The organism is Thermoflexus sp., assembly GCF_042408365.1.
Lineage (GTDB): Bacteria > Chloroflexota > Anaerolineae > Thermoflexales > Thermoflexaceae > Thermoflexus.
The window spans coordinates 1-18,674 of sequence record NZ_JBHOQJ010000293.1; the positions used below are offsets into that span (position 1 = coordinate 1).

Consider the following 18,674-nt stretch of genomic DNA (forward strand, 5'->3'; position numbering starts at 1 on the left):
TTCCCCGGATCGTCATCAAGGCCACCGACTACGCCTTTGACGCTCCGGCGCAGGTGAACGCGGGCCTGATCTCGGTCAGGCTGGAGAACGATGGCCAGGAGTTGCACCAGGCACAACTCGCACGCCTGCAGGATGGCAAGACGATGGCCGACCTGCAAGCCGCGTTCGCGCAAGGGGAGCAAGCGGCGATCGCGCTCCTGGAGTTTGTGGGCGGGCCGAGCGTCCTGGACCCCGGCAAAAGCCAGGAGGTGGTGTTGGACCTGAAGGCGGGCAATTACGTGATCCTATGCTTTATCCCCAGCGCGGACGGCGTCCCCCATCTGGCCAAAGGGATGGTGAAACCGCTTCAGGTCGTTGCGGCCAGCGGACAAGCTGGGGCGCAGGCTCCCCAGGCGGTCCGGAGCGTGGCCCTCAAGGACTTCGGCTTTGAGATGCCGGCAGAGGTCAAGGCCGGCCAGCAAATCTGGGAGATCAAGAACGCGGGGCCCCAGCTTCATGAGATGGTGATCTTTAAGCTCGCCCCCGGCAAGACGATGGCCGACGTCGGCGCGTTCCTCCAATCGCCCGCTGGCCCGCCGCCCTTCGAGGCGGTCGGCGGCATGCAGGCGCTGAGCGTGGGCAAGTCCGCCTGGCTGGTCCTGGACCTGCAGCCGGGCAACTACGTGGCGCTTTGTAACGTGCCCGATTCGGCCAGCGGCAAGGCCCATGCCGAGCTCGGCATGATCATGCCCTTCACCGTGAAGTAAGAGCATTCTCCCCAGCGGCTGGGATTCGGTTTTCACCGCAGAGGGCGCAGAGGGACGCAGAGCTTTCACGGGTGTTCTCTGCGCGCTTTGCGTGCTCTGCGGTAAGCCGCAGCCTGCCCTGGAGCGCAATCTGAGGCTCTCCATCCGGCGGGGAAGGCTCGCATGAAACGTACAAAGGTTGCACACCGTGCGAGCTGGGACGCCGAAGGCGCACGATCGCGCGGATGGGACATGCGAAGCTGAAATTTTCTTGGGGGGCGGGCCGCGTAAGCAGCCCGCCCCCTACGGGAATTCCAGGAATCGAAAGCTCGTCACTGCGAATTGGGATGACCTCCTCGGAGGATCCGGAAATTATCCTGCGCTCCTGACCCCCGCCCCACGAGGCCGCACCTGCCGCCCGGACGCCCTTCCCCGGTTGCCGCCGGTGCGGGAGGGAACGGCCGGAGCCCTCGCCTCCCAGGGCGTGCCGGCCATCCCGAAGACTGCGCCGCCCGCCGACCCGGCGAAACGGGTTCGGCTTACGGCCGCACCCCCCACAGCCGCACGGTGCCGTCCGCCGATCCCGAGGCCAACCGCAGGCCATCGGGGGAGAAGGCCACGCTCTCCACACCCTTCGTGTGCCCCTCCAAGGTGCTCAGGAGGGCGCCATCCGAGACCCGCCACAACCGTACCGTATTGTCCTCCGAACCCGAGGCCAAAAGCTGGCCGTCGGGGGAGAAGGCCACGCTCCCCACGATGTAGGTGTGCCCCTGGAGGGTGCGGAGGAGGGCGCCGTCAGCGACCCGCCACAGCCGCACCGTCTCGTCCCCCGCGCCCGAGGCCAACAGCTGCCCGTCGGGGGAGAAGGCCACGCCGAACACATCGCTGGTGTGCCCCTCCAAGGTGCGAAGGAGCGTGCCATCCCTGGCCCGCCACAGCCGCACCGTGTTGTCCGCTGCGCCCGAGGCCAGAAGCTGGCCGTCCGGGGAGAAGGCCACGCTCAACACATAGCCTGTATGTCCTTTCAGAGTGCGGAGGAGGACGCCGTCGGAAACCCGCCACAGCCGCACGGTCTGGTCATCCGAGCCCGAAGCCAGAAGCTGGCCGTCCGGGGAGAAGGCCACGCTTCCCACTCCTCCCTCATGTCCCCTCAGCGTATGGAGGAGGACGCCGTCGGAAACCCGCCACAACCGCACGGTGGTGTCCGCTGCGCCCGAGGCCAGAAGCGTCCCGTCCGGGGAGAAGGCCACGCTCCGCATCGGGACCCCGGTCTCCATCACGCGCACCTCCCTGGGCGTTTGCGCGTCGTAGAGGGAGATGCCCGCGAAGGAGGCGACAGCCAGGAGTTTCCCATCCGGGGAATAGGCGATCTCTTTCACTTCTCCCCCCGTGTCCCAGCGGGCCAGCTCCACGATCCGGTCGGGGTTCTGGGCGGAGAGGGCCGCCGGGGGCGTGGGGGTGGACGGGAGGGTCGGCGTCGGCCCGGCGGGGGGCTGCCCCCGCCCACACCCGGCCAGGACGGCCAGGGCGATCAGGGCCACCACCAGCCCGATCCAGCCCTTCCCACGGCGCCCCAGGCGCGCTGCCGCAGCAACCCGCTGGCCCTTCGCGATCCGCTCATCCGCTCCAGTCATCGCGCTTCCCTCCCCTCATGGGTCTTCCGCACACGTTCCCTGAGGACTGAGCGCAGCCGCCGTCACCTCCGCGACGGGGCCGCCGGGAATGCCCGGTTAGGCATCGCCGATCCGTTCGGCCCGGTGGCCGGAGCCCTCCTCCCACCCCTCCACCGCCCAAAGGGGCAGGGCGCATCCGCCCGGCCCACCCACCCCACGCCCCGCGGCCCTCCCCCGCCCGAATCTCCCGGTCCACCCCAGGATAGGGATCCCGATTCGGAGACCGGCAGGGCATCCGTCCTCAGAAATCAGAGGGGAAAACATTGGAAGGTCACCGAAGGAGCCAATGGGACGGTGCGGGGGAACGGCATCCGAGGATCCCCATCAAACGGGAACGAGTGGGATCAGGCACGCTGAACCCTTCCAATCCCTGGTCCCCATCGCTTCTCCTTTCCGGAGCCGGAAGGGGAGATCGAACGAAAAACAAAAACGGCCCCCGCCGGGACTGGGCAGGAGCCGCGCTTTGGGGTATGCGCCAGGAGATCTCCGCGCCGCCGCCGGCGGGGGGATCCGCCCTCCGGTCGGTCTCCTCCGCACCGCCGAGTGTTTGGAAGGCCAGTTCGATTATACCCCTAAGGAGCTTCCCAACAAGCCATCATACCAAAGGGAACTCCCGTTGGGTAGGCCGCCGGACGACAGCCGACCTCCGGTGCCGAGGGACCACCCTCTGACGTGCCGTCTGTCCCAGACCGCGCCGCGCTCGCCCCTTTGGGGCACTCCCCCTCGCTTCGGACACCCCGCCCCGCGATCCCCATCGAGGAGCCTCTACCCTCCTTCCGGCCTCAGGAGCATCCGTCACCCCAACCGCTTCACTACCGCCCCCACGTCCTACGATGTCGCGGCGCAGGTTACGCAGGCGTGGACACCCTTCGGAGGGATGATGTAAAATTCCCTCGAGCCCCCCCTGGAGACAGCGTCGATGGCGTTCACCGTTCGGGATTTAGAAGATTTGATTCGCCTTCTGGACAGGCATCCGGCATGGATGGAGGCATTGCGCCAGCGGATGCTGACCAAGGATCTGTTGGAGTCGCCGAAGACGTTGAAGCGGCTCTCCACCCGGGTGGGGAAGGTGGAGAAGGCGCTCCAGACCCTCACGGAGTCGGTCGCCGCCCTAACCGAAGCCCAGCGGCGGCACTACGAGGAATTCGCCGCCCATCGGCAGGAGTTTCTGGCCTATCGGGTGGAGACGGAGCAGCGGTTCGCTGAGCTCCGGGAGGAGATTGCGGCGGCGCGGGCGGAGGCCGACCGGCGCTTCGCCGAGCTGGCGGAAGCCCAGCGACGGCACTACGAGGAGTTCGCAGCCTTCCGGGCGGAGACGGAGCGGCGCTTTGCGGAGCTTCGGGAAGAAGTGGCGGCGGCGCGGGCGGAGGCCGATCGGCGGTTTGCAGAGCTCGCCGAAGCCCAGCGACGGCACTACGAGGAGTTCGCCGCCCATCGGCAGGAGTTTCTGGCCTATCGGGTGGAGACGGAGCAGCGGTTCGCTGAGCTCCGGGAGGAGATTGCGGCGGCGCGGGCGGAGGCCGACCGGCGGTTTGCAGAGCTGGCAGAGGAGATCCAGCGGCTGGCCGAGGCCCAGCGGAGGACCCAGGGGGAGGTCGGGCGGCTCGCCGACGCCGTCGGGGAGCATCGGGGGATGTTCATCGAGATGAGGTACCGAGAGCGGCCGTACGCCTATTTTCACCGGATCGTCGAGCGGCCCCAGCGGGTTGAGGCCGTCGAACTCGAGGACCTCCTGGAAGGCCACGCCCTGGAGCCTCCGGAGGAGGACCGGCTTCGCCGGACCGACCTCCTCCTGCGGGGGCGGCGGGAGGGGAGGGAGACGTGGCTGGCGGTGGAGGTCTCCCACGGGATCGGGCCGGGGGACGTCCGGCGGGCGCTCCGGTCGGCTGAGGTGCTCCGGAAGCTGGGGATCGAGGCCCTCCCCGTCGTGGCGGGTGTCTGGCTGACGGCGGAGGCGGAAGCCGAGGCCCGGGGGCGGGTCTGGCGGGTCCTTGACGGGCGGGTCTATCCCCCGGAGGCGGAGGCCCCGACGGGCCCGGCAACCGATTGGGAGGAGGACGGATGATGGGACACTGCTTGCGGCCGCCGAGGGGGCCGGCCGGCGGTCCCGGGAGGAGGCAAAGACCTTGGGCGATGTCGATTTCGCCCCCACGAGATTCCCCAACGCCCTCGCCGACACCAGAACGGATGATCCAGGCTTGGGTCCTCCCGCCAGCCCTCCACGGACTTAATTCTCAGAGGCATCCAGGACGTGGAGAACCAGTCTTGGCCGACTCGCTTCCGATGGCCTTTCCCGACTCATGCGAGTACGTGCATGGAGTGGAATGCGATGGAGGACGTTCAGGATCTGTTAAAGGTGCGATCGGTGGCGGAGTACCGTCCCCAAAGGGAGCGCTGGTTGGCCTGGTCGAAGCGGTGGGGGGCGTGGCGAAGCATAAAAGTGAGCGGTTTAATGGCCCCCACGGTTTCGTCCTCGATGTCCCGGCTTGTCGGGACGCCTGCATTTCAAATCCAGCCCGGGACATTCGTAACTCATCCGACCACGGCCTTGCAAAGGAGGAAGATAAAGGAGGGAGGAGATAGCTACGTACCTCTTCATCGCATATCCTGAGCCTAGCGTCGAAAAGGTCCGGACCGGTGCCGATATCCGGTGGAGCTGTAGCAAGACCACACGCCGTGGCGATCGCTTGCTGGTGTATGTGACCGGCGGTGTTGGCATCAAATATGAATGGCGAGCAACTACTGACGCTGAGCCTGATCCTGAATGGCGGTATATTTGTGGGTTCGAGTATGTCCGCTCCTTTGAGCCACCGATTTCCTTAGCTGAGATCCGCCAGCACATATCCCGGGACGAGTGGGCGCCTCCTTACCAAAACTTCTGGGGATACGCTTCGATCCAGGTCCCCGACCGAATCGCTGAAAAGCTACTTTCTTTACGACGGAAACAGCCGCCTCCCGGACCTCGCCCCACCCCCCTGTGGCGCGAAATCGACCCAGCGGCCAAAAAGCGCAGGAAAAGGCGAAAAGACACCGGTGTGGAAGTCCACCCTGAAGTGATCCGCGAGCGCACGCTGAAACACGAAAAGTTGGTAGTCGAGTTCGCCAAATTTCTGAAACAGCGTGGGCTGAAGTGCTACGAACATAACTTCGACTTGCTAACCCAGTGAGCGGGCGAGGTCCTTTTGTTGGGAATGAAAGTGATTAACAGGGGTAACGAGCGGGAGCAGCTGCTCAAAGCCATAGGCCAACTGGCCTACTATAGCTATTTCGAGGTATCCCATTACATCGGCGAGGGGAAACGGATTCACAAGGGCATCGTCTTGAACCAGCCCCCGGTGGTTCCCGATCACATCACATTTCTACGCAGCCTGGGCCTGCACATCTTCTGGCTGGATAAGCGCGGCAAGATCCACGGCGAGCAGGAAAGCCTCCGGTTCCTGGAGCGTTTCGTATCAAGAAGTGGGACACGGGGAACATCCTTGAGCCAGTGAGGGCCGCAGCGGATAGGGGGGTGGAGACGCGCCGCGTCCGAAAAACGAACTGAAAGCGGCCAACGGGATATGGCAAAGAAGACACAGCTCCATTAGACGGACGCCGGCGAGAACGATGCTTCCCACCCCTCCCAATCCCTGAAAAGTCTCCCACCATCGGACGACAGATCTCGGAGCGAAGCGCTTGCAGGACCTGCTGGGCACATTCATCCGCGTTCTTCTGGATGGGCCGGCCCCGGAAGCCATCCGATCTACTTACCCTAACCGCTCCACGGCCGCCTCCAAATCTTCCTCCGATGGCCGCGTGTAGCGGGCGGTGGTGTTGAGCGACGCGTGCCCCAGAAGCTCCGCCACCGTGACCAAATCGGCCCCGCCTCTCGTAGCAGCCTCGTGGCGAAGGTGTGCCCCAGCACGTGAGAGTAAACGTCGTGGTCGTGACCGCCTAAACCCCCAGATGGCCCGCGAGGAGCGCGCGGGCTGTCTTTTTTTGTTTGGCGCGCCGGCCTGGCTGCCCTCCGTCGCGCCCACGTTTGGGATGCGCGGTCAGAAAACCCTGCACCCTAACCTGAGGGGCGGCGCGGGGGACACTGCGGATCCGCACCGCCCCGGTTTTTCATCCTTGCCCCCAGGGGAACGTCCGGCCGCATCCATCGGTTTAAGGCATCTGGAGCCCGTTGAATTTGTTCCGCAGGATCGGCATCGTGGGCGGATTGCAGATGGATGAAAAACGAAGGCAATGAGGAATGCAAATAACCGGCCGCCGGTATCGCTCCAACCCAAATTCGGTTTCAATCCCCCGAAGGGGATTCCTCTCATTGCTACTCTTCCTATCCTCATACAAATTGCCAAAATCTCCTAAACTTTATCCCTTGTTTGGTCCGTTAATCCCCTATCTTTTACGCTTAAGGCCCCAAAATGGTTTCCCACCGCATTTCCGAGCATATTCCTATGCCCCCAAACCTGGGGGGATGCTCGGATTTCGTGTTTCCCTCTCCCCCCACCAGTGCCGGATGGGGGATCCTGGCCCCCCACTCTTGAGGGGTGCCTTCGCCCCGAACGCCGAGCATCGCCTGAAGAAGCTCCACCCCCCCACATGCTCGGATTTTGCCCGGAGGGCAGCCTTCTCAAATGGGCGATCCAAGAAGGCCGCTAAGGCCCATTGTTCTCCTTTCTAAAACATGAGGAAACCAAACGCGGCCCCCGCCGGGATTTGGCGGAAGCCGCACTTTGAGGTATGCTCAAGATGATCTCCGCGCCGCCTGCGCCGGCGTGGGGATCCGCCCTCCGGTCGGTGCCACCCCACCGCCGAGGGCATTTTTTGTTTTGGAAGGTTACCTCGTTTATATCCCCGAATGGCCTTTTAGTCAAACTCGATGCAGTCACTTGGCGCAGAGGCCGGATTGTCCTTCCAAGCCCTTCCTCCCTTAGCCCGGCGCCTCCTTATCCCTAAATAGTTCCTGCATCACGTTGAAAACCGAGTGATCGCATTTCCTCAACACCCAAACGATCCAGACACATAGATCGCATCCCCCATAGCGCTTTCATCCCCTTCGCTCTACTTTTCGCACCCGATCCCATCCTTGTTTCCATCAAACCCATGGGGATCCCCATACCGGTGATCCACCAGGAAGTTCCGATAGGGGATGTCCGCGCAATCTAAGTCCGGCGGCGGGGGCGGAATGCAAACGGTCGGATAGGCCGGATGGCAGTTCCCACCCGCCAGAGGCGCCGTCGGGGTGGGAAGGGCCACCGCCGTGGGCGTCGGGGTCGGCAGCCCCCACAGCCCCCGCCCCGCCGCCCGGGCCTCGGCCTCCGCCGCCCGGAAGGCCTCCGCGCAGGAGACATCCGGCGGGACGGTCATCGCCGCCGCATACCCCTCCCGCACCAGCGCCAGGTTCACGAAGACCTCCCCCGCGATCACATAGCGCAAAAGCCGCCCGTAGCGGTCGGTCTCCGAAACGTCCGGTACCAAAAGGAGCGTCTTCCCCGCCACCAGGCGCCGGTTGGCCTCGGCTGCCTCGGTGTAGAAGGGCTGGCCCCGCTCCGGGGTGTTCACCCCGATGTAACGAACGCGGAAAGTTTGGCCCCCGATGGCCACGTCGATGGTGTCCCCATCGATCACCCGGATCAGACGGGCCGAGACGGCAGGCCTTCCCGGCGGCAGGCACGCCGCCCCGGGGATCGCCCGGAGGTCATCGGATCGGATCTCCGGTGCCGAGGTGGGCGTCGTGGTCGGGATCGGCGTGGTCGTGGCCGTGGGCGATGGGGGAAGCGTGGGCGAGGGCGGGAGGGAGGTCGGTGTCGTCGGGGCAACCGTCGGCGATGCTGGAGCGACAGGGGTCAGAGCCGGCGCCGGGGTGGCGCCCCCTGCGCACGCGGAGGCCACGAACCACCCGAGGACCATCCCGAAGGACAAGGCGTGAACAGCCCTCATCGGACCACTCTATCCCATCGCGCATAGGGCCTGGGATCTGTCCGTGGGCGATGGATGGGCCAAGCCGGATTCAGCGACTTGGCATCCCCCTCCCTCCTGGGCGCGGCCGTTCATTGCCCCTTTCATAGGGGATCGCCCGGCCTCGCTTCCAAACCCGAAACGGGCTCGGCGCAGCCCAGGGCGTTCTCGACCGCCTGGCCGAGGAGCTCCACCTCCGCCTCGGTCATCGGGGTGGAGAGGCAGCCCATCCCCCGCGGGGCGATGATGACTCCCTCATTCAGCAAACCCAGGTGCAGCCGGCGCAGCAGCTGGGGATGGGCGCCCCGCCGGGCCGACCGGTAATCGGTCACCGGCTCGGCCGTGAAATGGACGGCGAAGATCGACCCGGCCCCGGTGACCTGCGCCGGGATCCCAAGCCGCTCGAACGCCTGCCGGAGCCGGCGGCGGGCCAGCTCCCCCAGCCGGTTCAGGTGTTCGTAGGCTGCCGGGGTGAGCTCCGCCAGGGTGGCGAGCCCGGCCGCCATGGCCACCGGGTTCGCGTTGAAGGTGCCGCCGTGGCCAATCTGATCCGGCCGGCGGGGGTCGAAAAGGTCCATGAGCTCGGCCCGCCCGCCCAGGGCGCCGATCGGCAGGCCCCCACCGATGATCTTGCCGAAGGTCGTCAGATCGGCCTCCACCCCGAAGTACGCCTGGGCCCCGCCGTAAGCCAGCCGGAAGGCGATCACCTCATCGAAGATCAAGACGATCCCATACTGCCGGGTCAGTTCCCGCAGCCCCCGGAGGAACTCGGCCGTCGCCGGGATGGCGCCGCCCGCCCCCATCAGGGGCTCGACCAGGACGGCCGCGATCTCCTGGCCCTCCACCTCGAGGAGCCGGCGGACGGCCTCCAGATCGTTGTACGGCAGAACCACCACCGTCCCCAGGACGGCGTCAGGGACGCCGGGGCCGTCGGGGACCGGCCGGGGGCGTTCGGCCGGACCGGCCTGATTGGGGTCTGGGCTGACGCTCACGGCGGCGTAATCGTGGGATCCGTGGTAGCCGCCCTCGAACTTGGCGATCTTCGGCCGGCCCGTGTAAGCCCGGGCCGCCCGGATCGCCAGCATCGTGGCCTCGGTGCCCGAGTTCGTAAACCGGACCCGCTCGACCGACCTCACCCGCCGGCAGAGCTCTTCAGCCAGCTGGATCTCGTATTCGGTCGGGGCCGCGAACGAGGCGCCCCGGGCCGCCGCCTCGGCGATGGCCGCCACCACCTTCGGGTGGGCGTGGCCCAAGATAAGGGACGTGTAGTTGTTCAAGAAGTCCACCCGAACGTTCCCGTCGGCATCCCAAGCCCGGAACCCCTCGCCCCGAACGGCATAGAAGGGGTACGGGGAAAAGAAAACGGTCGTGCGGCTGTTTCCCCCGGGCAGGACGTTCAAGGCCCGAGCGTAAAGCTCGGCCGACCGCCGGTTGCGGGCCAGGTAGGTCTGCTCCACCGGGTCGCTCATGGGCCCCTCCCTTTCGGCTCCCGTTCCGTGGCTTGTGGTCATTAGTGACCTCGATGGCCGGCTGCCTTCCGCTTAACGATCGGATGCCTGCGGACCGAGCTCGCCAGGATCTGTTCCACCGCAGCGCCGATCCCGCGCGATCCCAAAGATCCCATGGGGTGCCCCAATCTCCCGTTGGATCTCCTCACCACCTCATTCCGGTTCTTCCTGAGAACGACTCGGGAGAGCTACCCGTTTACCTCTCCCGCGTAACGTTGCAACAGCCGGTCCAGCCGTTCCCTAGAGATCCCCAGCCGTGCGGCCGCCTCCGTCTTCGAAAGCCCCGAGGCCAGGAGCCGGGCCGCCTCCTCCGCCATCCTCTGCTCCTGGCGGGGGAGGATCTCCGCCTCATAAATGGCCCGCGCTTCCCGCACCAACTCCCACCATTGGCCGTGGTCCAGCCAGCGCTCCCGAAGCTCCGGGAACAGCCGCTGGGTGATACGGATCCGCGTCTCATAGCTCCGCGCCTGTTGGAACTCGCGGTTTTCCGCCAGCTTTCGGGCGATGGCCTCCAAGGCCTCCGCTTCCTCCACCTTCTCCGCTTCCGCCAGGCTCTCCAACGTCTCCAACAGAACCTCTTTTCGCTCTCGTAAATCAGCGGCCCAGGCCGCCTCCGCCATGTAAACGTGAACCTGGCCTTCGTGGATCCAGGCGGCGATGAACCCGCTTAGCTCCCCGGCCCGCGCCCGGGCCTCGGCCTCCAGGGCGTTCATCTGGGGCTGGAGATCCTCCGGGAGCGGCCTCCCCACCAGATCCTCCAGGAAACCTTCCGGATCCCAGCGCTCCGCCAGCGCGTAGACTACCTGCGCCCCGACCGCTTGGGCCAGGTCCAGGAAATCCTCAAAGCCTTCCGGGTCCCCCTGCCAGAACACCCCTTGGTCCGAGCCGCGGGGCAAGCCGGGATAGATCCGCAGCCCCCGCGTGGCCACCGCCGTCTGGAAATCCTTCCAACGGGCCTCCAAGTCCATCGGGGCCTCCTGTTGTTACATATGGACCAATCCGGCTTCCACCACCTGCTAAGGCTGCGGCTGGGACTGTGCTGAGAGTCGACGGAAGCCGGATCGAATCCTCCCATCCGCCCCAAACGCCGTTGGCAGCTGATAACGTTACCAGTCTCCGCGGCGCCACGCTCTCTTTATTCACCATTCACAGGGAGGCCGCCTTCCGCTGATCTCCAGGATGATCGTCACCTCGCCCCCCTCCGGCATCCGCCAGCGGATCAGGCAATCCGGATGGTATTCGCGCCGCATCCCTCCCACTTGTAGCGGATCGTCTGCCGTTCGGAGCGGGGAGTTGCCGGTTGCTGTGCTTCCACAGCCGGAAATATGTGGGGATGAAGGCCCCACGGTCGCCGCCTCCCGCTCCGCGATCTCCTCCTGGGAAAGCCGGGCCCGCACCTCCTCGGCCGGCGGGGCGGTCGGCGTGGTGGACCTCGTCGTTGATCACCAGGATGTTCCGCTTATTGTCCAGCTCCTTCAAGATGCGACGGCAGAAGGCCGCATCGCTCTTCGGGCCCCATTGGACCACACCCCGCGAGCGGCTGTCGTCATTGGGTTACTGGGAATCACTGCCATTTCGAAAGCAGTGTTTCCAGATAGCCCATTACTGGACCTCGTTGCAGGTATTGATGGGCAAATTGGTTTCTGTAGCTTCTCAGGCACCCATAACAGCTCGTGTTTTCTTCACAGCCACAGTTCCCGCTTACCCTTTTGCGCGCAGCTTCCAAGCAAGCCTTCAGCACCTCTTCTCTCTCCAGATGGGCAACAAGGCCCGCTCCTCCTGGTACGTTGTCGTAAAGAATGATGGGGGGTACAGGGCTTTGACTGTAAGCAACTGTCGCGTTAATGTCGGTGGAAGGCACCTCTAACACCTCTGCAGCCCCTTCTACCAAAGCGTAAGCGAGCGAGTATGAGAACCAAACGGGGTCAATCTCTTCCCCAGGCTTGGGATGAAATTGAAGCTGCAGCACGTCGGTCACAAATTCATGCCCCAGAGAGATCTGTTCAAGCGTTCCGCGACAATCCTGACCATAAGGAGTCTTATGGGGTCTTTCAGGTTTCCTGAACCCAGCGCCACATCCCCCGCAGATATAGAATCCTTCTCTGCGTCGGCCCTCACATAACACGACCATCACGCCGGGAGATGCTTTCCTCATTGTGATCATGGGAGAACTCGGAGGCATGAGGATTATGTCCGGCTCGGGCCCGAGCGAACCTGCAAAATATGGACGCGTCGTAAATACCCTGGCAGTCCGAGATCGTGGCGGCCTGGGCTTATTACGATCGGTCACGAACCCAAAACTGGGAATAACGTACTGAGATACCGGTAATCGATCACCACATGGGGTAGGTGGCTCTGGCTGCCCCGGTTCCCATTGATAAAAGACGTTATGCTTAGGACATCTCTTGTAAAACTTTCGTGGCCACTCCTTCTCGGCCACCCTCTTGAGCCCGTAGGAAGTCCATACTTTCTTGTTCGCCACCAGTTTGCTGGTAGGAGCGAACTCGGCAATAGCAATGCTGAGGTCTCTTTGGAGTAGGACCTCAAACGCCTCTTGGTTTTGTTGCGTTCTTTGGGTATCCAGTTCCACCACATCCACGGGGAAACCATACTTCGGGATCACGGCCTTGCGGGAAAGAAACGAGAGCACCTCTTCAGATCTGATTGTTTCTGCACGTTTTCGTGCCCACTCTGCGTCTTGATATCTTCTTTGATCTCGAGCATCTTTCTCAAACTGTATTACTGTGCGGTAGTCGCTTGAGACTTCAGCTTCAGCAAGGGCGAACCGAGTTTCATCACCAGCGATCAGATCTATCCAGGTCCCGTTGTCTAATCCAAGTGGGGTTATCATAGCGGTCGGAACAACCGCGCGCAAAGATTCTTCGAGTTCAACCCGATGTTCATAGAGAAAGGTTTTGAAATCAGCCACGCCAGATGGATGCTCCAGGTCTTTAAAGAGGCTTTCCACGGTTTTGAATCTCTCTGGAAAGGCGCGGAAGAAGCGGGATAGAGCCACTGCTGTGATGTGGCGGGTGATGATCTTAGCATTCCGAAGACTCAGGACAGGGGGGCGAACCTTCCCGGTGAGCATCCGCTCCGGCTCGGAGAAGTGATAAAGATCATGGGGGTTACGACGACAATAAGTGATAGCAAATCCCGGGTAACCGCTTCGGCGCCCAGCCCGCCCCACTCGTTGCGCGTAATTGAACGCTTCCGGGGGAACGTTGCGAAGAAAGATGATGTCGAGGTCGCCTAAGTCCACACCCAATTCAAAGGTTGTCGAACAGCTTAAAACATGAATCTTGCCGTCTCGAAACTCCCTCTGAAACTCCCGGGCTTTTTCTTTGTCGAGTTGTGCGGTGTGCTCTTCCACACGTAGCACTCCGGGCAAATCCTCTTCGTAGAGGGAGCGGTAGTGGTTGGGCTCGAGGTTGCCCACTTGTACGGGCTTGAGTGTGCCTGGGCAGCGATGTCTTGGGCAGACACCGCGAACCGAGATGGCCTGGAGGCGGCCACAGGTATCACACTGAAAGATTGTGTCGTTATGAGCGATGGGATGCAGTCGCCACCAGTCCGGATTCAATCGCCGCGCGTCCTCTATAGAGAGGAGCAGACGGTCATAGGAAGAAGGAGCATTTTCGTCACACTGCCTTATGCTCTCCCATACGGCTCTTAGGACATTCACGGCTTCGTTGACGGCTTCCGCCTCTGAAAGCTCGTTTCTTATCCTCATAAGCAGTTTAGCCAGGAAACGGGCACGCTTTCCCTGTTTACCATCCCAGCTCCGCACACCTTTCTTCCCTTTGGGATCGCCGATTCGGAAACACGTTTGTGAGGCTTGGAGGTTGAGGTCGTTCCAGTTCAGGGAGACCCCTGGTTCCGCCCGCAGTTCGACTGCTCGATCGGCTCGCATTGTGTCTAAAAGAAGCAATACCAGATCACGGGCCTCTTGCTCGCTGAGCGACCAGGGCTCCTTCATCAAGACCTCTGGGGTCTTGAACCAATCAGGCCACTTGATGCTCCATCGAATCAGACCCACCCCTTCCAGAGAAATCCTCGGCTCGTCCGTGAGGAATTCACGGTACAAACTGAGCCAAGCTTCGCGCCGTAATTCCAGGTCTCCTGTAGCCGGTGGGAGGATCCGTCTTTCTCGAAAAGTAGACCGGAGCTCTGCTGCCAGTTCCCGTAAAGATAAGCCTTCCGACGAATGGGAGCTCAACCGTTGAACCACTCGGAGGAGCAAGTTGCGGTTCAGGATGGCTTTATATGAATCCTCGAGATACCAAGCGAAAAATGCGGCCTCCTGCCGCCCATCGGCAAAAGCAAGCACCTTCCTGCGTTTTTCCGGAAGGCTTTGGTGGAGAGTTGTGACAATAACGGCGTGGGGACCGTCCGTACCATGGACGACTTCTCGCACAGGGTCACGACCGGCGGCTGTGTATCCACAGGCGCCGCATTTTGTGAGTTGGTCCGCGCGATCCTCATCCGCTGGGGCGTCCTCTTTGACGACCCGGATAAAATTGTTGTGCCCACATGTCGGACTACTCCGCTGCGCTTCGCCACATTGAACGCAAAGGTAAAATACGGTCTTGCCTTGGATACCTCCATCTTCGTCATCCGCGCTTGCCTCCTCGTCCCTTTCTATCGGTCGAAGGAATGTTGCTCCAAAGTTGACATCGTTTGGATCTCGAATCGCCTCTCGGATTTTCCCGCCGTTGAAATTCTTTTGAGCCACAAAGTAATGCTGACCGCACTCCCGACACAACGCCACTTCGAAAGCAGCACCTTCACCCGTGAGCGATTTCCGATCAAGGAACACTTTCTTCTCAGGCCAGTAGGATACAAAAGCACCCTCTAGAGAGCGCAGGAACAGATGATATCGGGCGGGCAAGAGCGGAGCGCCAGATGAGGGGTCCTTCGCTTGCAAAAGAAGTTCAACCAAATCGGCCAGAGTAGGTACCCGTTCCTCTTCTGGCAGGTCCTGGAAGACCTGGTCGGCGATTTGCCGAACTTCGATAGGGCTTCCTGTAATCAGGCGGCGAAGAGTAGCTGCCCGGCTATCCTGCTGAAGGAGCCGGCCGACCGTTTTTGTCAACTCCTCATCGCCAGGAAGCACCACGCCTATCCTTCTTGCCAGCTCATCAAGTCGGTTCCTGTTTTGTGCGCTCTGCCCCCGCAGAACCTCCTTGAGCAACTGATAATCTTCACGGGTGAATCTCTCCACACCGGGTTCGGGGACAGGAACCGTCTCTCCAAGGATCACATCCTCCTCATGGAATTCTTCACCAAACAGGTCAGATGCGAACCTGGCAACATCCGCTTTGTCATCTTCCCCACCGACGAGTGTAGCGCTGGTGGCGATACAGCGGAACGGCTCTGAACGACCGCCTTCCCGCAGCCTTTGTTTAAGGCGCCGTAAGAGCATCGCCATCTCGATGCCGCGCGAGCCTCGGTATTGATGGGCTTCGTCCAACACCAGGAACGTCCACCACCGAGCGCGCCCATGGTCAAAGAGGGGGCTATCGTCAGGCCGGAGCAACAGATATTCCAGCATCGAGTAGTTGGTCAGGAGGATGTGGGGCGGTGTGCGGCGCATTTCAGAGCGGAGAACCAGTTCTCCATGCACCACATCCCCGTTTTCGACGATCGAGTAGCCCTGCTGGTTCCGTTCCTCGAGGTGGTCCCGTGCATGTCGCTGGGAGTCGTTCTCGTCCTCAGGCGTCTCGCCGATATACTGGCCGAAGGTGAGTCGGAAAGGAGACTTCGACTCCTTGAGCCGCTTGCAGATTTCCCCTAAGCGTTCTCGCTGGTCGTTTGCCAGGGCATTCATCGGATAGAGAATTAGCGCACGTACGCCAGGTCCTAATTGCCCCTTCCGAAACTCCTGATATAGGTGAAGCAAGATCGGGTATAGAAAAGCCTCGGTTTTCCCGCTCCCTGTACCCGTCGCCACAACGATGTTGCGGCCCTCGAACACTTTCCGGATCGCTTCTTCCTGGTGTTGATAGAGAGGTCTGTCTCCTTGCACTGCTTTCAGAAAACCTTCATCAGGTTGGAATCCAAGAAGGCTCTGAAACAAGGCGGATGGCGGCTGGCCTCGTTTGAACACCGGCGTGGCTTCAAGGTAGGGTCCTTTGCTCAGACGCCCTTCATCCAAGGCCTGTTCAAAAGACCTACGGAGTTCCGGGTCTTTGAAGTAGAAGGTGGTCTTGAGATAGCGTCGGTATCGTTCCTCTACTTGTCCAGAGAGTTCTATCAAGTCCATATAATACTTACCTCCACATTAACAAAACTTGTAAAGTTCATTCCTATGACTCCCGACCAGGTGGTTCATCATGTCGTTTTCGGCACAGGTCAAACCACATAGATTACACTTATAGATACGCGGCAGATTCTTGATTACAAACTGTCTTATTTCGTCAGGATCAGAAACAATCCTGAAGCTGATTTGTACCTTTCCGATTCCACGAGGAGCCTTTGGACAATCTCGTTCAATATGATTGCAGATGACACTAATTGTTGGACCCACATCGTCAGATTCAACATAGTAGTTGCAATAAGAACACTGGTAGATCTTGTAAGGAAGCGAAGGAATGCGCTCTCGAAGCTCTTCATAAGTCAGATGGCGCACAAAATCACTTAGATGTGATGCATGAATGTGTGATAGGAGATCTTCTTCCCTGTAAGTAGCGAAATCGCATAATCTACAGCACATTTTGATTTCAAGTTCGCAGACGATTCCCTCGAATCGCCTTTCATTGAGATTAATCCACAACTTGAAAGGAAATCTGCCTACACGCGGGGCTTCTATCGCATCACCAAAATCACGAAGCGCTATAGCAACTGTTCTGTCCATTCCTTTGACAGGATACCCTCTGGCTTTCGATTGTTCGAATCCCACAAAAACTCTATCCACCCAGCGGCGTCTTGGGAGTCGTAACCATAGCGCTTTTCTTGACGTAGCAGCGAAGTCGCCATGTAGAAGAGTAAGAGGTCGGTCTTTCCATTCAGATGGTGGGTTCCCCTCTTCTCCCACAGCCCACCACAGCCTCTCCACGAGGATGGTCACTTCTACGTGGGGCCCGTCGTGCTGACCCACAAGCCAGCGTGTCTCGTCGCAAGTGGGATCAGGAGGAATGCTCAAGATTGTTCTGTCATCCCGATACTCAATCTGCACGCTACTTGCGGAGTCATTACTCGGTTGGACGGCACAACCAGCCTCGTGGACGAATTCGACCCATACCGGCCCATGCCCCTCTTCAGGGAGAAAGCGAGATGGTTGATGCACCCTGACCTCTTTCAAGACACTTAGAAACCTGAAATCCATGCTCTCAATAAGATCGCCATCGCGGTCATAGAACCTGAGAAAGTACCATCCACCCTTTCTGGCTGCTACCTCTGAAGGCAAGTCCTGCTCCATTTTATCTGGATCCGGGCGAAACTCCGTTCTCCATTTCCTCTGTCCCCTGCCCTCTTTGCCAATAACAACCGTACTAACCTCCTGCCACGCTTGTGCATCCAAGGCGCGAATGCGAGGAGGTCCCCCACCGAAAAGAGGCCCCATATGCTCGCTTGCGTCTTCGATCCTGTTCCCGACCAAATCAAATCGCGGTGCTTTCGCCTTGATGACCCGTCGCTGTCCATCAGGAAGATGGAAAGCAATCTCTTGGTCGCCTCCCCTCTCAAGGTCAAAGAAGTGAGCCTGGTAGCCCACGAGCGAAGTAGGCTCAGGCCTCACTAGCGGCGGCCCTGCTAACATCTCATCTCGCTTCCAATCGTTCGACGCTATGACAAGATACGGCCCAGAGCTAGGGGATTTGACGCGGCGCCCCTGGTTTTGACCGGTCAATTTGAACAGAAGATAGTTTTCTTGGCCCAAGTTTACCTTGACCTCACGAACGGCCTCGGCTTCGTTCCAGCGGACTATCACATCACCAGATACCTGTTCTAAGCGCCAACAGGCCTCTTCGATTTCGTCTCGTAGAAGCGATGATCCGCTTTGAAGAACGGTCAAGCCGGGTTTTTCAAGGAGTTCCTCTGGCACCTCTACCGCTACCACCCACTGCCGCTCTCTCTTCCAGCAAACGATTTCGGGGTTTAAGCGGTGAGATTGGATTCCTTGGGTTCGCCCTCTCTCAAGGTCCTGAGCGGGCCCGCGCGGTTTGCCTCCCCTCTTGATGGGTTCTAGGCGCCTCCTCTCTACTGCAGTCCCTTTCAGCTGAACTTCCCCCGCTCCTTGTGGTTGGGTCCACTCTGTTACTGTCGACGCTGTTTCCTCGGGGTGTGAGGTTTGTATTTCCTCTGGGATTGTTGTCGGTTGCGCTTCCTGCACGATGGTGGATCGGGTCTCCTCTACCGGTGCCGGCGGTGCCTCCTCTGCAACCGTTTTTTCCGCCTGCTCCGCTACGGTTCGTTGATCTTCCTGTGGCCCGGGAGATGGAGTCTCTTTTATTGGCCGCGTCTCCTGCTGCTCCGCTACGGCTCGTTGATCCTCCTGCGGCTCGGGAGATGGAGTTTCTTTTATCGGCCGCGTTTCTTGCTGCTCCGCTACAGTTCGTTGATCTTCCTGTGGCCCGGGAGATGGAGTTTCCTTTATCGGCCGCGCTTCCTGATAACTCCTGTATTTATAAATAATGTAAAGAACAATCATAACAGCTAACAAGATTATAACGAATAAGAGCCTAAAGGATCCCATCTATACCTCCAATCGCTACGTAAGCGCTTATTCTTTGCTGCGACCGAACCCCGCACCGCCGCCGAGGGAACAGCCGGCTGGAGCAACATGGGGTTGGACACGGCTCTGCATGTTCCAGCCGGTCTGGCAG

General features: G+C 61.0%; 10 protein-coding genes and 2 pseudogenes. 4 read left to right on the forward strand and 8 right to left on the reverse strand.

The features are described 5' to 3' along the window. Window positions 1-746, forward strand: a pseudogene (locus tag ACFMO5_RS13445) (hypothetical protein); the annotation flags it as partial. 518 nt (window positions 747-1,264) lie between these two features. Here the strand turns inward: ACFMO5_RS13445 and ACFMO5_RS13450 are convergent. Beyond that, a complete protein-coding gene (locus tag ACFMO5_RS13450; protein ID WP_376793262.1) occupies window positions 1,265-2,359 on the reverse strand; it encodes a WD40 repeat domain-containing protein in 1,095 nt (364 codons plus the stop codon). A 958-nt stretch (window positions 2,360-3,317) separates the two neighbouring features. On the opposite strand from ACFMO5_RS13450, the gene ACFMO5_RS13455 reads away from it, so the two are divergent. The 3 genes from ACFMO5_RS13455 (at window position 3,318) to ACFMO5_RS13465 (ending at window position 5,889) form a co-directional block, all read left to right on the forward strand. Next, window positions 3,318-4,463, forward strand: a complete 1,146-nt coding sequence (locus ACFMO5_RS13455) for a hypothetical protein (protein WP_376793263.1) — start codon at window positions 3,318-3,320, stop codon at window positions 4,461-4,463. 622 nt (window positions 4,464-5,085) lie between these two features. Next, window positions 5,086-5,565: a hypothetical protein gene (locus tag ACFMO5_RS13460; RefSeq protein ID WP_376793264.1), complete on the forward strand. Its 480-nt coding sequence runs from the start codon at window positions 5,086-5,088 to the stop codon at window positions 5,563-5,565. A 24-nt stretch (window positions 5,566-5,589) separates the two neighbouring features. Beyond that, a complete protein-coding gene (locus ACFMO5_RS13465; protein WP_376793265.1) occupies window positions 5,590-5,889 on the forward strand; it encodes a hypothetical protein in 300 nt (99 codons plus the stop codon). A gap of 255 nt (window positions 5,890-6,144) precedes the next feature. Here ACFMO5_RS13465 and ACFMO5_RS13470 read toward each other — a convergent pair whose 3' ends face one another. The 7 genes and pseudogenes from ACFMO5_RS13470 to ACFMO5_RS13500 form a co-directional block, all read right to left on the reverse strand. Continuing rightward, window positions 6,145-6,243: a hypothetical protein gene (locus ACFMO5_RS13470; protein ID WP_376793276.1), complete on the reverse strand. Its 99-nt coding sequence runs from the start codon at window positions 6,241-6,243 to the stop codon at window positions 6,145-6,147. A gap of 1,201 nt (window positions 6,244-7,444) precedes the next feature. After that, window positions 7,445-8,323, reverse strand: coding sequence for a thermonuclease family protein (locus ACFMO5_RS13475; RefSeq protein ID WP_376793266.1), 879 nt, complete (start codon window positions 8,321-8,323; stop codon window positions 7,445-7,447). 122 nt (window positions 8,324-8,445) lie between these two features. Beyond that, window positions 8,446-9,810, reverse strand: a complete 1,365-nt coding sequence (locus ACFMO5_RS13480; protein ID WP_376793267.1) for an aspartate aminotransferase family protein — start codon at window positions 9,808-9,810, stop codon at window positions 8,446-8,448. 227 nt (window positions 9,811-10,037) lie between these two features. Continuing rightward, window positions 10,038-10,817, reverse strand: coding sequence for a helix-turn-helix domain-containing protein (locus tag ACFMO5_RS13485; protein ID WP_376793268.1), 780 nt, complete (start codon window positions 10,815-10,817; stop codon window positions 10,038-10,040). A gap of 375 nt (window positions 10,818-11,192) precedes the next feature. Beyond that, window positions 11,193-11,403, reverse strand: a pseudogene (locus ACFMO5_RS13490) (hypothetical protein); the annotation flags it as partial. Between the two features lie 10 nt (window positions 11,404-11,413). Further along, the gene (locus ACFMO5_RS13495) at window positions 11,414-16,114 is read right to left on the reverse strand and encodes a DEAD/DEAH box helicase (protein WP_376793269.1); all 4,701 of its coding nucleotides are present in this window, start codon (window positions 16,112-16,114) and stop codon (window positions 11,414-11,416) included. A gap of 18 nt (window positions 16,115-16,132) precedes the next feature. After that, window positions 16,133-18,544: a hypothetical protein gene (locus ACFMO5_RS13500; protein ID WP_376793270.1), complete on the reverse strand. Its 2,412-nt coding sequence runs from the start codon at window positions 18,542-18,544 to the stop codon at window positions 16,133-16,135. Between the last annotated feature and the right edge of the window lie 130 nt (window positions 18,545-18,674).

Excerpts from the sequence above, each read along its gene's own strand:
- ACFMO5_RS13450 (WP_376793262.1), bottom strand. The coding sequence starts at position 2,359 with ATGACTGGAGCGGATGAGCGGATCGCGAAGGGCCAGCGGGTTGCTGCG.
- ACFMO5_RS13455 (WP_376793263.1), top strand. The coding sequence starts at position 3,318 with ATGGCGTTCACCGTTCGGGATTTAGAAGATTTGATTCGCCTTCTGGAC.
- ACFMO5_RS13465 (WP_376793265.1), top strand. The coding sequence starts at position 5,590 with ATGAAAGTGATTAACAGGGGTAACGAGCGGGAGCAGCTGCTCAAAGCC.
- ACFMO5_RS13475 (WP_376793266.1), bottom strand. The coding sequence starts at position 8,323 with ATGAGGGCTGTTCACGCCTTGTCCTTCGGGATGGTCCTCGGGTGGTTC.
- ACFMO5_RS13480 (WP_376793267.1), bottom strand. The coding sequence starts at position 9,810 with ATGAGCGACCCGGTGGAGCAGACCTACCTGGCCCGCAACCGGCGGTCG.
- ACFMO5_RS13485 (WP_376793268.1), bottom strand. The coding sequence starts at position 10,817 with ATGGACTTGGAGGCCCGTTGGAAGGATTTCCAGACGGCGGTGGCCACG.
- ACFMO5_RS13495 (WP_376793269.1), bottom strand. The coding sequence starts at position 16,114 with ATGGACTTGATAGAACTCTCTGGACAAGTAGAGGAACGATACCGACGC.
- ACFMO5_RS13500 (WP_376793270.1), bottom strand. The coding sequence starts at position 18,544 with ATGGGATCCTTTAGGCTCTTATTCGTTATAATCTTGTTAGCTGTTATG.